Source organism: Acidimicrobiales bacterium (assembly GCA_016794585.1).
GTDB lineage: Bacteria > Actinomycetota > Acidimicrobiia > Acidimicrobiales > DATDAH01 > JAEUJM01.
The window spans coordinates 1-12,650 of record JAEUJM010000005.1; the positions used below are offsets into that span (position 1 = coordinate 1).

A 12,650-nucleotide genomic window follows, 5' to 3' on the forward strand; every position below is an offset into this window, starting at 1 on the left:
CGGTCGAAGCGCTCGGCGCCGGCCTCGACCTCGCGCACGCGCTCGGCCGTGGCCTGGCCCTCGAAGATCTGGGCGGCGAGGCCTTGGACGGCCTGCTGCTCTTCGGAGAAGGAGAAGTCCATCACGCGCCTCCGGCGGTCACAGGGTGGAACTGGGGAAGGGAGAGGTCGGGGTCGTGGTCGGCCCACTCGAGCTCGACGGCCATGCCGATCTCGATGTCGTCGGGCTCGATGCCCACGATGTCGGCCACGAGGCGGGTGCCCTCCTCGAGGTCGATGAGCCCGATGGCCAGCGGGTAGTCGAAGGCGGGCAGCTGCGGGTGGTGGTTCACCACGTAGCTGTGGACCGTCCCCCGACCGCTGGCCTCGACGGGCTCCCAGCGCAGGGACTGGCACGAGTGGCACATGGGCCCGGGCGGGTGGCGCAGGTCGCCGCAGTCCGAGCACTTCTGGATGAGGAGCCGGTGCTCCTTGGCCCCCTCGAACCAGAACCGGCTGTCCTGGGTGATGACCGGACGGGGCCGCTTCGGCCGCTCGGCCGGTGCCTCCTTGCGGGCCGCAGGGCGGAACTTGAGGATGCGGAACGTCATGGTCCCGACGAGCTCGCCGTCCTGGTCGCGGTACTCCTGGCGGGTGGTGATGAAGTGGCCGACCCCGAGGGCGGTGGTCTTCTCGGGCGAGACCGACTCGATGAAGCTCGTGAGGGTGAGCCGGTCGCCGGGGCGCAGGTAGCGCCCGTACTCCTGATCGCAGTTGGTGGCGACCACCGAGGTGAACCCGGCCTCGTCGAGCAGGGCCATGAGGTCGTCCTGCGCGCTGCCGCCCTCCGCGGGCGTGGGTCGGAAGCCCCGCATGATCCAGGCCTGGAGCATCACCGGCGGGGCGACGATGCCGCCGTGGACCGAATTCGCGGCGGCGGCTTCGTCGGTGTAGATCGGCAACTGGTCGTCGACCGCCTCGACCCAGTGACGGATCATGGCCTGGTTGACCTCGTCGGGGGCGGCCACGGGGGCGCCCACCTGCTGGCCGGCGTAGGACTGGAGCTGCTCGAGAAGCTCCTCGCCGCCGCTCATCGTCGCGACTTCCGGGCCATACCGAGGCCCATCCAGGCCACGATCTCGCGCTGCACCTCGTTCACGCCGCCTCCGAAGGTGTTGATCTGGTCGGCGCGGGCGGCCCGCTCGAGGCGACCTTTCAGGACGGCGCCGGCCGAGCCCTGGCGCAGGTAGCCGGCGGCACCGAGGATGCCGAGCAGCAGGTGGTACACCGCGATGTGGGTCTCGGTGCCGAAGACCTTGGCCGCCGAGGCGTCGGCGGCGTTGAGGTTGCCGGCGGCCACTGCCGAGGCCAGCTTCCAGTTCAGGAGCTTCATGGCCTCGAGCCGGGCCGCCGCCTCGGCGAGGTCCCGCTGCACCCAGGGCAGATCGATCATCACCTGGTCGGTGCCGTCGCCCGCCGGGGTTGACGCCGCCCACGCCACGGTGTCCTCGAGGATCTGGTGGGCCTGGCCACCGCGGGCGGCGAGGCCCACACGCTCGTGGTTGAGCTGGGTGGTGATCATCCGCCAGCCGTCGTTCTCCTGGCCGACCAGGTTGGACACGGGCACGCGAACGTCGTCGTAGTAGGTGGCCGTCGTGCGGTTCCCGCCCACGGTGGTGATGGGCGTGTACTTGAAGCCGGGGGCGTCGGTCGGCACGAGGATGAGCGAGATGCCGGCGTGGGGCTTGGCCTCCGGGTCGGTGCGGCAGGCCAGCCACACCCAGTCGGCGTCGTCGGCGCCCGACGTGTACACCTTGTTGCCGTTGATGACGTACTCGTCGCCGTCGCGGACGGCCCGGGTGCGCAGCGACGCCAGGTCGGTGCCGGACTCGGGCTCGGTGTAGCCGATGGCGAAGATCACCTCGCCGGCCAGGATCTCGGGGAGGAACTTGTCCTTGTGCTCCTGGCTCCCGAACGACATGAGGGTGGGGCCCACGGTGTTGAGGGTGACGAACGGGATCGGCGCCCCGGCCCGCTGCACCTCGTCGAAGAAGACGAACTGGTCCTGCTCGGGTCGGCCCTGGCCGCCGTACTCCTTGGGCCAGCCGAGGCCGAGCCAGCCGTCCTTGCCCATCTGGCGGACGGTGTCGCGGAACACCTGGCCGCCCTCGCCGGGGCCGCCGAGGCCCTCGCGGACCTCCGGCGTCAACAGCTGGGCGAAGTAGGCGCGCAGCTCGTCGCGCAGCGCTTCCTGTTCTGGGGTGTAGGTGAGGAACATGCGGTCGCTCCGGGTCGAGGCGTGGTGCTCAGGGTGCCGTCAGGACTTTGGCAGGTCGCGGAAGGGCAGTGCCTTGTCGAGGCGGGGTTCGGGTGGCAGCCCGAGCACGCGCTCGCCGAGGACGTTGCGCTGGATCTGGTCGGTGCCCCCGCCGATGCGGGAGGCCCACTGCATGAGGAAGTACTCCTGCCACACGCCCGCCTGCACGGCGTCGGCGCCGGCGAGCATGCCGCCGGCGCCTTCGAGGGCGAGGACGAGGTCGGCGTTGCGGGCGAGATGCTGGGAGTAGGCTAGCTTCATGATCGAGCTCTCGGCGCCCGGCGGACGCCCCTGGCTCAGCGCCGTCTGCACCCGGTAGCCGACGTAGCGGAGGATCTGGAAGCGGGTGTACGACGCCATCAGCTCCTGGCGGACCAGCGGGTCGTCGGCCCGGCCGCACTCCCGGGCCAGCGCCTCGAGGTGGCCGAAGTTCACGCCGCCGCCACCGCCGATGGCGGTGCGCTCGTTGGCCAGCGTGGTGAGGATGGGACCCCAGCCCTTGTCGATCTCGCCGAGCAGGTTGGCGACGGGCACGCGGACGTCGGACAGGAACACCTCGTTGAAGTGCGCCGAGCCGTTGATCTGGTGCAGGGGGCGCACGTCGATCCCCGGGGTGCGCATGTCCACCAGCAGGTACGTGATGCCCCGGTGCTTGGGCTGGTCGGGGTCGGTCCGCACGAGGAGGATGCCCCAGTCGCTGTGCTGCGCGCCCGAGGTCCAGACCTTCTGGCCGTTGACCACGAACTCGTCGCCGTCGAGCACGGCCTTCGTCGAGAGGTTGGCCAGGTCGGAGCCGGCGCCGGGCTCGCTGAACAGCTGGCACCAGATCTCCTCGCCCCGGAGGATGGGGTCGAGGAAGCGCTCCTTCTGGGCGTCGGTGCCGTGGGCGATGAGCGTGGGGCCGACCATGCCGGTGGCCACCATGAACACGCCGGCCTCGACCTCGTAGCGGGCCTGCTCCTGGTTGAAGATCGCCGCCTCGATGGCGGTGGCGCCGCGGCCGCCGTACTCCTTGGGCCAGGTGAGGCCGGCCCAGCCCCCGTCGTAGAGGGTGCGCTGCCAGCGCTTGCAGCGCTCGACGTGGTCCTCGCCCTGACCGAGATAGCCGCCCATGCTCGAGCCCTCGTGACGGAGCGTGGCGTGATCGTCCAGCCAGGCGCGGGCCTCGGCCCGGAAGGCGGCCTCGGCCGGAGTGTCGTCGAAGTCCATGGGTGGCTACTGGCTCCCGTACACCGGGCTGGGGGCGGGCGCCTCGTCGAGCAGCTTCGCGACGGCGTCGCCGACCTCGGCCGGCTCCCAGCGGGCGCCCTTGTCGACCCGGGGGCCCGAGTGCCAGCCGTCGGCCACGCCGATGATGCCGCCCTCCACCTCGAACACCCGGCCGGTGACGTCGCTCGACTCGGCCGAGCCCAGCCAGACGACGAGAGGGGCCACGTTCTCGGGCGCCATGGCGTCGAAGGCGCCCTCCTCTGGCGCGGCCATGGTGTCGGCGAACACGGCCTCGGTCATGCGGGTGCGGGCCGCGGGGGCGATGGCGTTGGCGGTGACGCCGTAGCGGCCCATCTCGGCGGCCTGCACGAGGGTGAGGGCGGCGATGCCGGCTTTGGCCGCGGAGTAGTTGCCCTGGCCCACGCTGCCCAGGAGGCCGGCGCCGGAGCTGGTGTTGACGATGCGCCCGTCGACCGTCTCTCCGGCCTTGGCCTGCTCGCGCCAGTAGGCCGAGGCGTGCCGGGACGGGCAGAAGTGGCCCTTCAGGTGGACCCGCATGATGGCGTCCCACTCCTCTTCCGAGGTGCTGACCAGCATGCGGTCACGGAGGAACCCGGCGTTGTTGACCACCACGTCGAGGCCACCGAAGGTGTCGATGGCGGTGCGGATGAGGCGCTCGGCCCCGTCCCAGTCGGCCACGTCGTCGCCGTTTGCCACCGCCTCGCCGCCCATGGCGCGGATGGCGTCGACCACCTCGCCGGCGGGCCCGTCCGAGCTCCCGCTGCCGTCGATGTTGGCCCCGATGTCGTTGACCACGACCTTGGCGCCCTGGCGGGCGAACTCGAGGGCATGGCCTCGCCCGATGCCGCGTCCGGCACCGGTGATGACCACGATCCGTCCGTCACAGAGACCGCTCACGCGCAAAGTAGAACACATTCTATTTTTCCGCGGCAAACGCTGCTTCGAAATCCTGGGCGGCCGCGTCCTATCGTGGCTCCCCATGCGGCGACCGCCCCTCCTCCTCGTCGCGGCGATCGTGCTCGTGGCCTCATCGGCGACCACGACCGCGGCGGCGCAGGTGGCGCCGACCGTCACGTCGACGGCGCCGACGACCACGTCCGTACCGTCCGCGACGCCGAGCACCGCCGCTCCTTCCCCGGCGACCAGCACCCCCTCGACCGCAATCCCGACGACCACCGCCCCGCCGCCGGCCGCTCCGCCGGTGACCGCCGCGGCGGGCACCACCGAGGCCACGAGCACGGCTCCGAAGGTCCGAGGAGTGGGTGACTCCGTGTTCCGAAGTGCCGAGTCCAAGGTGACGACCCGGCTGCGACCCGAGTACCGGCCCCGCTTCCGAAGCGTCCTCGGCGCCACCATCGCGGAGATGACGCCCACCGCACGGGAGATGGCCGGCAACGGGCCCGCGGCGATGGTCCTCGGACTGGGCAACCCGGACATCGCCGAGATGGACGCCGGCCTCAACCCCTATCCCGCCGCCACCCGGATCCTGGGTGCCACCTTCCACGTGCCCTGCGTGGTCTGGGTGAACGTGAAGGAGCGCGGGGTCAACGCCTTCTACCACCAGCAGTGGGCCCAGGTCGCCGGGGCCTTCAACGACTGGCTGGTCAACGCCTCGCTCGACGGCCCCGGTCAGGACCTCTACTTCCCCAACCTGCACGTCCTCGACTGGAACCGCGCCACGGTCGGCCACCCGGGCTGGTTCCTGGCCGACGGCCTCCACCTCAACGAGACCGGCCAGGCCAACTACGCCCGGAAGATCGACCGGTTCCTCAACCGCGTCTGCCCGCCCTGACGGCGGGCGCGATGCCCGGGATCAGGGGGTGTCGCGCAGGAGCAGGCGAGCCGCCTGCTCGAGGTCGTCGCCGACCTGGCCCACGGTCAGCCAGCCGTTCACCCATCCGAGGTTGGTGGAGTTCCAGACGTGGGCGAGGACGCGCACGATGCCGTCGCGCTCCGCGTCGGGCAGGTCGGCGATGGGCGCGGCCAGCACCCGCATGATGGTGGTGGTCATCTCGCGCTGGCACTCGACCACGGCGGGGTCGCTGGCGGTGACCGCGTTGACGACTGCGGCCGCCAGCTTCGGCTGCTGCTCCATGCCGCTGGTGACCCCGCGGATCACGGCCACGACCCGGTCCGCGGCGCTGCCCTCGGCCGGCGGCTGGTCGGTGACGCGGGCCTCGAGCTCCTTCGACCAGTCGACCATGCTCGCGGCGAGCAGGTGGTCCTTGGACGAGAAGTAGCGGTAGATGGTGCCGAGGGCCACGCCGGCGGTGGTCGCCACGTCGCGCATCTGGACCGCGTCGTAGCCGCCGTCGGCACCCAGTTCCATCGCCGCCGCGATCACGCGCTCGCGGCGCGCGGCCTGGCTGACCGTCAACGCCTCGGTGTCCACCGCCAAAACAGAACACGTTCTCGTCTCAGGCCGTCAATTGGAGCCACTACGGTCGGCCCATGGCCAGCGACGACGTCGTCATCTACCACAACCCCTCCTGCAGCAAGTCCCGGTCCGCGCTGGAGATCCTCCAGGAGCGGGGCGCCGAGCCCACGGTGGTGAACTACAAGGCCCATCCCCTCGACCGGGCCACCATCGAGCGCATCGTCGAGCTCGTCCCCGACGAGCCCGCGGCCCTCGTCCGGCGGGATCAGAACTTCAAGGAGCTGGGCCTCGACATCGGCGACTACCAGAGCGCCGACGCGGTGGTCGACCTCCTCAGCGAGCACGGGATCCTCATGGAGCGCCCCGTCATCGTGCGGGGGGACCGGGCCGTGATCGGTCGCCCGCCCGAGAACGTCCTCGAGCTGCTCGACTGAACGGCGGCGCCACCGTGCCTGTCGATCCTCAGCTCCAGCCGCTGCTCGACCTGCTCGCCAACAGCGGCGCTCCTTCCATCACCTCCCTCGAGCCCGTGCAGGCCCGGGCGCTGATGGCCGCGATGCGGGCGAACGCCCGCGACGTCGAGGTCCACTCGGTCGCCGACCACGTCGCACCCGGCCCCGCCGGCGACGTGCCGGTGCGGCTCTACTCCCCCGCCGGCGAGGGGCCCTTCCCACTGCTCGTGTGGATCCACGGCGGTGGGTGGGTGCTCGGCAGCGTCGACGAGTCCGACCCGGTCGCCCGCGCCCTGTCCGTGGCCGGTGACTGCGCGGTGGCCTCCATCGAGTACCGCCTCGCCCCCGAGCACCCCTTCCCGGCCGCCCTCGACGACTGCTGGGCGGCCCTGCGCTGGTGCGTCGACCACGCCGCCGAACTGGGGATCGACCCCACCCGGGTGGCCATCGGCGGCGACAGCGCCGGCGGCAACCTCGCCACGGTGTGCGCCACGTTGGCACGCGACGCCGGCGGGCCCCCGCTGTGCTTCCAGCTCCTCGTCTACCCGGTCGTCGACTTCGACGCCACCACCCGCTCGATGGTCGACAACGCCGAGGGCTACCTGCTCTCTCGCGAGGTCATGCAGTGGTTCTACGACCACTACACCCACCCCGACCAACGCAGCGACCCTCGGGCTGCGCCCCTGCGGGCCGACGACCTGAGCGGCCTCCCGCCGGCGCTCGTCATCACCGCCGAGTTCGACCCGCTACGCGACGAGGGCGAGGCGTACGGGCGGCGCCTCGCCGATGCCGGCGTCCCCACCACCGTCTCCCGCTACGACGGCATGATCCACGCCTTCTTCTCGATGACGGCCTTCGTCGACCGGGCCCTCGAGGCCGAGGCCGAGGCCGGCGCCGCCCTACGCCGCGCCTTCGGCACCGCCTGACCAGGGACGGTCAGACCAGGTCGAGGGTGGCGCGGATCTGGTCCAGCACCGGGAGCGCCTCGTCGGCGGGCACCGGCGGCACCCGGAAGACGATCTCGGTGACACCGAGGCCGCGGTAGTACTCGATCTTGCCCGGGTCGGGCAGCGAGCCGAAGGGCACGATGGAGAGCTCGGCCGGGTCGCGGCCGGCGTCCTCCATGGCCCGGTGCAGGGCGGGCAGCGCCTCGCGCAGGCCGGCGCCGCCGATGGGGATCCAGCCGTCGGCGTAGTCGGCGATGGCCTCGAACAGCTTGGGACCGCCCCCGCCGCCGATGAGCAGCGGCGGGTGCGGCTTCTGCACCGGCTTCGGCCACGACCAGCTCGGCTCGAAGCGCACGTGCTCGCCCGAGAACCCGGCCTCGTCCTGCGTCCACAGCGCCTTCATGGCGAGCACCTTCTCGCGCACGACCGCCCGGCGCTCCTTGAAGGGCACCCCGTGGTCGGCCATCTCCTCGACGTTCCAGCCGAAGCCGATGCCGAGGTCGAGGCGCCCACCGGACACGAGGTCGAGCGAGGCGACCTCCTTTGCCATCACGATGGGATCGCGCTGGGCCACGAGGGCGATGCCCGTGCCGACGCGCAGGCGCTCGGTGGCGCCGACCACCGCGGCCATGGCCACGAAGGGGTCGAGCGAGCGCTTGTACTCCTCGGCCAGCGGCTCACCCGCCGGCGCCGGCGTGCGCCGGCTGGTGGGGATGTGGGTGTGCTCGGGGAACCAGAGCGAGTCGAGGCCGCGGGCCTCGGCCTCGCGTCCCAGTTGCACCGGCCCGATGGACAGGTCGGTGGGGAACATGGTGATCCCGAAGCGCATCGCAGTGTGGGTCAGACGGGCTCGTCGGCGAGGATCCGGCCCAGCTCGAGCAGGTGCTGGGTGCCCCCGCCGAGGGTGAGCTCGATCTGCTTGGCCCAGAGGAAGTAGCGGTGCAGCGGGTAGTCCCGGTCGACGCCCATGCCGCCGTGGAGGTGCTGCGCGGCGTGGACCACGCGCTGGCCGCCCTCGGCCGTCCAGAACTTGGCGATGGCCACGGCCTCGGTGGCGGGCAGCCCCTCGGACAGGCGCCAGACGGCCTGCCAGGCGGTGAGGCGCACGGCCTCGGTGTCGATGTAGGCGTCGGCGGCGCGCTGGCCCACCGCCTGGAAGGTGGCGATGGGACGCTCGAACTGCTCGCGGGTCTTCGTGTACTCGGCGGTGAGGCGCAAGGCCTCGGCGCACACGCCCACCGCGGTGATGCAGCCGGCCGCGGTGGCCCGCTCGACCATCCAGTCGACGATGGCGGCACCGGCCGTGGGATCGCCCAGCACGTCACCGGCGCCCACCACGACACCGTCGAGGTCGAGGCGGGTCTCGGGCTGGCCCGAGGTGGTGATGAGGTCCTCCTGGGACACGCCGGCGACCGACGGGTCTACGAGGAACACGCCCACGGTGCCGGCGCCGGTGGCGGCGGGCACGAGGATGCGGCTGGCTTGGCGGCCGGCGGGCACGCAGAGCTTCGACCCGTCGAGGCGCCACCCGTCGCCCTCGGCGCGGGCCGTGGTGGTGGGCTGGTCGGGGGCGGTGCCGAACTCGACCAAGGCGGCGGTGAGGATGGTGGTGCCCTCCACGACGCCGGGCAGCAGGGCGTCTTTCTGGGCGTCCGTGCCGAACTCGGCGATGGGCAGGGCACCCAGCACCACGGTGGCGAGGTACGGGACGGGGGCGGCCGTGCGCCCGATCTGCTCGAGGACGAGGGCGGCCTCGATGAAGCCGAGGCCGGCACCGCCGACCGACTCGGGCAAGGCGATGCCGAGGAGGCCGGCCTTGGCGAACTCCGCCCAGGTGCCGGCGTCGTAGGCCTCGCCGCTCTTGTCGAATTCCTTCAGGGCGTCGTTGCCCAGCTGCCCGTCGAGGATCTGGGCGGCGAGGTCCTTGACCGCGTCCTGCTCTTCGGTGAACGAGAAGTCCATGGTGGTGTGCGCTCTTTCTTCCGTGCGTTCGTGGGAGGGCGGGGTGCCGTCGCCGGCTACCGGGTGGCCCGGGGCAGGCCGAGGCCGAACATGCCGATCAGGTCGCGCTGCACCTCGTTGGTGCCGCCCCCGAAGGTGAGGATGATGAGGCTGCGGTACATCATCTCGAGCCGGGACTTCAGCACCGACTCGGCCGACTCGCGCTCGAGGTACGCCTGCTGGCCGATGATCTCCATCAGCAGGCGGAAGGCCTCGAGGTAGAACTCGGTGCCGAACACCTTGATGGTCGAGGCGTCGGCCACGTCGAGGGGGTGGCCGGCGGTGGCGCCCCAGGCGACCTTCCAGTTGATGAGGCGCAGGAACTCGAGCTTGGCGTAGACCCGGGCCAGATTGAGCTGCACCCACTCCTGGTCGATGACCCGGCGCCCGTCGGGCAGCTTGGTCTGCTGGGCCCAATCGCGGACCTCGGTGATCGAGTTCTCGATCATGCCCGACGAGCAGAGCGTGACCCGCTCGTGGTTCAGCTGGTTGGTGACGAGGGTCCAGCCGTTGTTCTCACCGCCGACGCAGTTGTCCACCGGGACCCGCACGTCGCTGAAGTACACCTGGTTGATGTCGTGCTCGCTGAGCAGCGACATGGGCACGACCTCGATGCCGGGGGTGTCCATGGGCACGATCACCATCGAGATGCCCTTGTGCTTCTTGGCCTCGGGGTTGGTGCGGACCGCCAGCCAGCAGTAGTCGGCGTCGCTGGCGAGGCTGGTGAAGATCTTCTGGCCGTTGATGACGTACTCGTCGCCGTCGCGCACGGCCTTGGTCTGGAGGGCGGCGAGGTCGGTGCCGGCGCCCGGCTCGGTGTAGCCGATGCAGAAGAAGATCTCGCCCGCCACGATCTTCGGGAGGAAGAACTCCTTCTGCTCCTGGGTGCCGAAGTTCATGATGGTCGGGCCCACGGTGTTGGTGGTGAGCATCGGGACCGGCGCCCCGCAGCGCATGGACTCGTCGAAGAAGATGAACTGCTCGAGCGGCGTGCGGCCCTGGCCGCCCCACTCCTCGGGCCAGCCGATGCCCAACCAGCCGTCCTTGCCCATCTGGCGGACGACCTCGCGCATCGCGGCGCCGACCCCGTGGCCGTGGTGCAGTCGTTCCTGGACCTCCGGAGTCAGGAGCTGGGCGTAGTAGTCCCGAAGCTCCTGGCGCAGGGCCAGCTGGTCCTCGTCGTAGCCGACGTACATGTGGATCGTCCCCCTGGGGTGGGCGTCGCTCGTTGAAACAGGTTCTAGTTTGGCCCGACCGCGGACGGCTGTCGATCCGGACGGGCAGGGCGGGTGGGTCACCCCGGGGGGCCGCGGCCGTCAGATGCTGTCGACGCCCATGAAGAACAGCACGACCACGATCAGGAGCAGGGCGAGCAGGCCCCAGATCAGGCCGAGCGCCTGCGAGAGCCCGGACCCCGCCGTGGCCAGCGCGGCCACCACCAACGACCCCGACACCGGCACCCAGCGATGTGGCGGTCGCGGCTCGCGCTCCTGCTGCCAGACCCGCACCACGGCGGCGACCACGACCAGCACCCCGATCACGAGCACGATGGGCAGGAAGTCGGCGTTCCAGGCGAACACCCCACCGGCGACGGCCACGACCCCACCCACGATCCACCGCGTGGCGAGATCGGGGACGAGGTGGGGCTCGCCGGACGGCGTGGGCTCGGACGGGGGCCCGGTCGGGACCGCGACGGTCGGGGCGTCGGGGGGCCCGACCGCGGTGCCCGCCTCGTCCGACGGGGGTGCGGGGGGTGCGGGCGTCGCGGCCCCCGGCGGCGCCTGCACCCAGGTGCGCTCGAGCACCTGGGTCAGCGCCGCGTCGGCGGGGACCCCGAGCCGGGTGGCGAGCGCCTCGGCCGTCGGGCGCCGTCCCGGATCGGGGTCGAGGGCCTGCACGACCAGGGCCCGCAACCAGTCCGGGACCCCGTCGAGGTCGAGCTCGCCGCGGGCAGCCCGCACCTGGATCACCTCGGGCCGACTCCCGGACACGGGCGGGCGGCCGGTGGCGGCGAAGACCAGCACCGCTCCCCACGCCCAGACGTCACTGGCCGCGGTGTGGCGGTCGTCGCCGAGCTGCTCGGGGGCCATCCACGCCGGCGTCCCGAGCACCATGCCGGTGCGGGTCAGCGTCGTGGTGTCGTCGAACCAGGCGATGCCGAAGTCGACCACCCGGGGCCCGTCGGGGCCGAGCAGCACGTTGGACGGCGTGAGGTCGCGGTGGACGACGCCGGCGGCGTGGATGTCCGCAAGGGCCCGGGCGAGCCCGGCGGCGAGCGCGTGCAGGTCCACCCCGCTCCGAGCGTCCCGGAGGGTCGGCCCCTGCACGTACTCGGTGGCGATCCAGGGCTGGGGGGCCTGGAGGTTGGCGTCGAGCACCCGGGCCACCGACCGGCCGTGCACCCGGCGCACGGCATCGAGCTCACGGGCGAAGCGGCGACGGAACCCTTCGTCGGCCTGGAGCTCTGGGCGCAGCACCTTGACGGCGACCTCGGCGACCGAGGCGCCGGGGCGCTCGTCCACGCCGAGGTACACCTCGCCCATGCCGCCGCTACCGAGCGGACGGAGCACCCGGTACGGGCCGATGCGGGCGGGGCCCGCCGCCTCCACTCCCCCGCGCTCCCCCATGACCCCATCGTCGCAGGTATTCGGTGGTGGGCGGCGGCCCCGGCGGACGAAACTGCCCGCCATGACTGCTGCGTTCACCACCGGGTTCGGCCTCGGCTTCCTCGTCGCCGCCCAGGTGGGGCCGGTGTGGCTCCTGTGCGCCCGCTCGGTCCTGAGGAGGCGCGTGGCCACCGGCCTGGCCATCGGTGCCGCCGCTGCTCTGGTCGACACCGCCTACGCCGCCCTCGGCATCGCCGGCGCCGCCAGCCTCCTCGAGATCGCCGGCCTGCGCATCGGCCTCGGCCTCGTGGGCGCGGCCTTCCTCGTCTATCTCGGCAGCCGCACCGTCTGGCAGGGCCTCCGGGCGCGGACCGGCATGGAGACCCTCGAGGAGGTGGCCGACCCCCGCAAGGCCTTCCTCACCGGCCTCGCCGCCACCGCCGCCAACCCCTCCACCATCATCTCCTGGGCCGCCATCTTCACCGCCGCCCACACCGCCGACGTGGCCACGTCCGCCCCCAGCGCCGGCGCCATGCTCCTCGCCATCGGCCTCGGCTCGTTCTCGTGGTTCCTGATCCTGTCGCTGGCGTCCGGTGCCCTCGGCGCCCGGCTGGGCGAGCGGGTCCAGCGCCCCGTCGACGTCCTGTCCGGCCTCGCCCTCGCCGGCTTCGGCGCCTACCTCGGCTGGTCCACCCTCCGCGACGCCTGAACCCGTTCCCGCAGGCTCCTCTCCGGCGATCCG

Annotated in this window: 13 protein-coding genes; 4 read left to right on the plus strand and 9 right to left on the minus strand. The window is 72.1% G+C overall.

The genetic code is table 11. The features are described 5' to 3' along the window. Window positions 1-121 precede the first annotated feature (121 nt). From JNK12_01945 to JNK12_01960, 4 genes are read right to left on the minus strand one after another with little or no spacing between them, the layout of a single operon-like run. Window positions 122-1,072 carry a bifunctional MaoC family dehydratase/OB-fold nucleic acid binding domain-containing protein gene (locus JNK12_01945; GenBank protein ID MBL8774657.1) on the minus strand — a complete coding sequence of 317 codons (951 nt, stop codon included), beginning with the start codon at window positions 1,070-1,072 and terminating at the stop codon, window positions 122-124. Continuing rightward, the gene (locus JNK12_01950) at window positions 1,069-2,256 is read right to left on the minus strand and encodes an acyl-CoA dehydrogenase family protein (protein MBL8774658.1); all 1,188 of its coding nucleotides are present in this window, start codon (window positions 2,254-2,256) and stop codon (window positions 1,069-1,071) included. Before JNK12_01950 ends, JNK12_01945 begins: the two co-directional genes overlap by 4 nt. 39 nt (window positions 2,257-2,295) lie before the next feature. Continuing rightward, window positions 2,296-3,504, minus strand: a complete 1,209-nt coding sequence (locus tag JNK12_01955) for an acyl-CoA dehydrogenase family protein (GenBank protein ID MBL8774659.1) — start codon at window positions 3,502-3,504, stop codon at window positions 2,296-2,298. Window positions 3,505-3,510: 6 nt separating this feature from the next. After that, entirely contained in the window at window positions 3,511-4,422 is a 912-nt protein-coding gene (locus JNK12_01960) for an SDR family oxidoreductase (protein ID MBL8774660.1), read from the minus strand. 82 nt (window positions 4,423-4,504) lie between these two features. Between JNK12_01960 and JNK12_01965 the strand changes: the two genes are divergently transcribed. Then, window positions 4,505-5,317: a hypothetical protein gene (locus JNK12_01965; GenBank protein ID MBL8774661.1), complete on the plus strand. Its 813-nt coding sequence runs from the start codon at window positions 4,505-4,507 to the stop codon at window positions 5,315-5,317. Between the two features lie 21 nt (window positions 5,318-5,338). Here JNK12_01965 and JNK12_01970 read toward each other — a convergent pair whose 3' ends face one another. Next, complete coding sequence (locus JNK12_01970) at window positions 5,339-5,917, minus strand: TetR/AcrR family transcriptional regulator (protein MBL8774662.1); 579 nt, start codon at window positions 5,915-5,917, stop codon at window positions 5,339-5,341. Between the two features lie 59 nt (window positions 5,918-5,976). Here JNK12_01970 and arsC point away from each other — a divergent pair, with 59 nt between their 5' ends. Together arsC and JNK12_01980 are read left to right on the plus strand one after the other, a co-directional pair. Continuing rightward, window positions 5,977-6,336 carry an arsenate reductase (glutaredoxin) gene (gene arsC / locus JNK12_01975; GenBank protein ID MBL8774663.1) on the plus strand — a complete coding sequence of 120 codons (360 nt, stop codon included), beginning with the start codon at window positions 5,977-5,979 and terminating at the stop codon, window positions 6,334-6,336. A gap of 14 nt (window positions 6,337-6,350) precedes the next feature. Continuing rightward, on the plus strand, window positions 6,351-7,280 hold the full coding sequence (locus tag JNK12_01980) for an alpha/beta hydrolase (protein MBL8774664.1): 930 nt from the start codon (window positions 6,351-6,353) through the stop codon (window positions 7,278-7,280). 10 nt (window positions 7,281-7,290) lie between these two features. Here the strand turns inward: JNK12_01980 and JNK12_01985 are convergent, their stop codons facing one another. From JNK12_01985 to JNK12_02000, 4 genes are all read right to left on the minus strand, one after another. Continuing rightward, a complete protein-coding gene (locus tag JNK12_01985) occupies window positions 7,291-8,130 on the minus strand; it encodes an LLM class F420-dependent oxidoreductase (GenBank protein ID MBL8774665.1) in 840 nt (279 codons plus the stop codon). Between the two features lie 11 nt (window positions 8,131-8,141). Then, complete coding sequence (locus tag JNK12_01990; GenBank protein MBL8774666.1) at window positions 8,142-9,263, minus strand: acyl-CoA dehydrogenase family protein; 1,122 nt, start codon at window positions 9,261-9,263, stop codon at window positions 8,142-8,144. A gap of 56 nt (window positions 9,264-9,319) precedes the next feature. Then, entirely contained in the window at window positions 9,320-10,498 is a 1,179-nt protein-coding gene (locus tag JNK12_01995; protein ID MBL8774667.1) for an acyl-CoA dehydrogenase family protein, read from the minus strand. Window positions 10,499-10,618: 120 nt separating this feature from the next. Continuing rightward, the gene (locus JNK12_02000; protein MBL8774668.1) at window positions 10,619-11,929 is read right to left on the minus strand and encodes a serine/threonine protein kinase; all 1,311 of its coding nucleotides are present in this window, start codon (window positions 11,927-11,929) and stop codon (window positions 10,619-10,621) included. Window positions 11,930-11,990: 61 nt separating this feature from the next. Between JNK12_02000 and JNK12_02005 the strand changes: the two genes are divergently transcribed. Beyond that, a complete protein-coding gene (locus tag JNK12_02005; GenBank protein ID MBL8774669.1) occupies window positions 11,991-12,617 on the plus strand; it encodes a LysE family transporter in 627 nt (208 codons plus the stop codon). Window positions 12,618-12,650 lie beyond the last annotated feature (33 nt).

Coding starts and splice junctions, on each gene's coding strand:
- arsC (MBL8774663.1), top strand. CDS start 5,977: ATGGCCAGCGACGACGTCGTCATCTACCACAACCCCTCCTGCAGCAAG.
- JNK12_02005 (MBL8774669.1), top strand. CDS start 11,991: ATGACTGCTGCGTTCACCACCGGGTTCGGCCTCGGCTTCCTCGTCGCC.
- JNK12_01945 (MBL8774657.1), bottom strand. CDS start 1,072: ATGAGCGGCGGCGAGGAGCTTCTCGAGCAGCTCCAGTCCTACGCCGGC.
- JNK12_01995 (MBL8774667.1), bottom strand. CDS start 10,498: ATGTACGTCGGCTACGACGAGGACCAGCTGGCCCTGCGCCAGGAGCTT.
- JNK12_01965 (MBL8774661.1), top strand. CDS start 4,505: ATGCGGCGACCGCCCCTCCTCCTCGTCGCGGCGATCGTGCTCGTGGCC.
- JNK12_01990 (MBL8774666.1), bottom strand. CDS start 9,263: ATGGACTTCTCGTTCACCGAAGAGCAGGACGCGGTCAAGGACCTCGCC.
- JNK12_01955 (MBL8774659.1), bottom strand. CDS start 3,504: ATGGACTTCGACGACACTCCGGCCGAGGCCGCCTTCCGGGCCGAGGCC.
- JNK12_01950 (MBL8774658.1), bottom strand. CDS start 2,256: ATGTTCCTCACCTACACCCCAGAACAGGAAGCGCTGCGCGACGAGCTG.
- JNK12_01985 (MBL8774665.1), bottom strand. CDS start 8,130: ATGCGCTTCGGGATCACCATGTTCCCCACCGACCTGTCCATCGGGCCG.
- JNK12_02000 (MBL8774668.1), bottom strand. CDS start 11,929: ATGGGGGAGCGCGGGGGAGTGGAGGCGGCGGGCCCCGCCCGCATCGGC.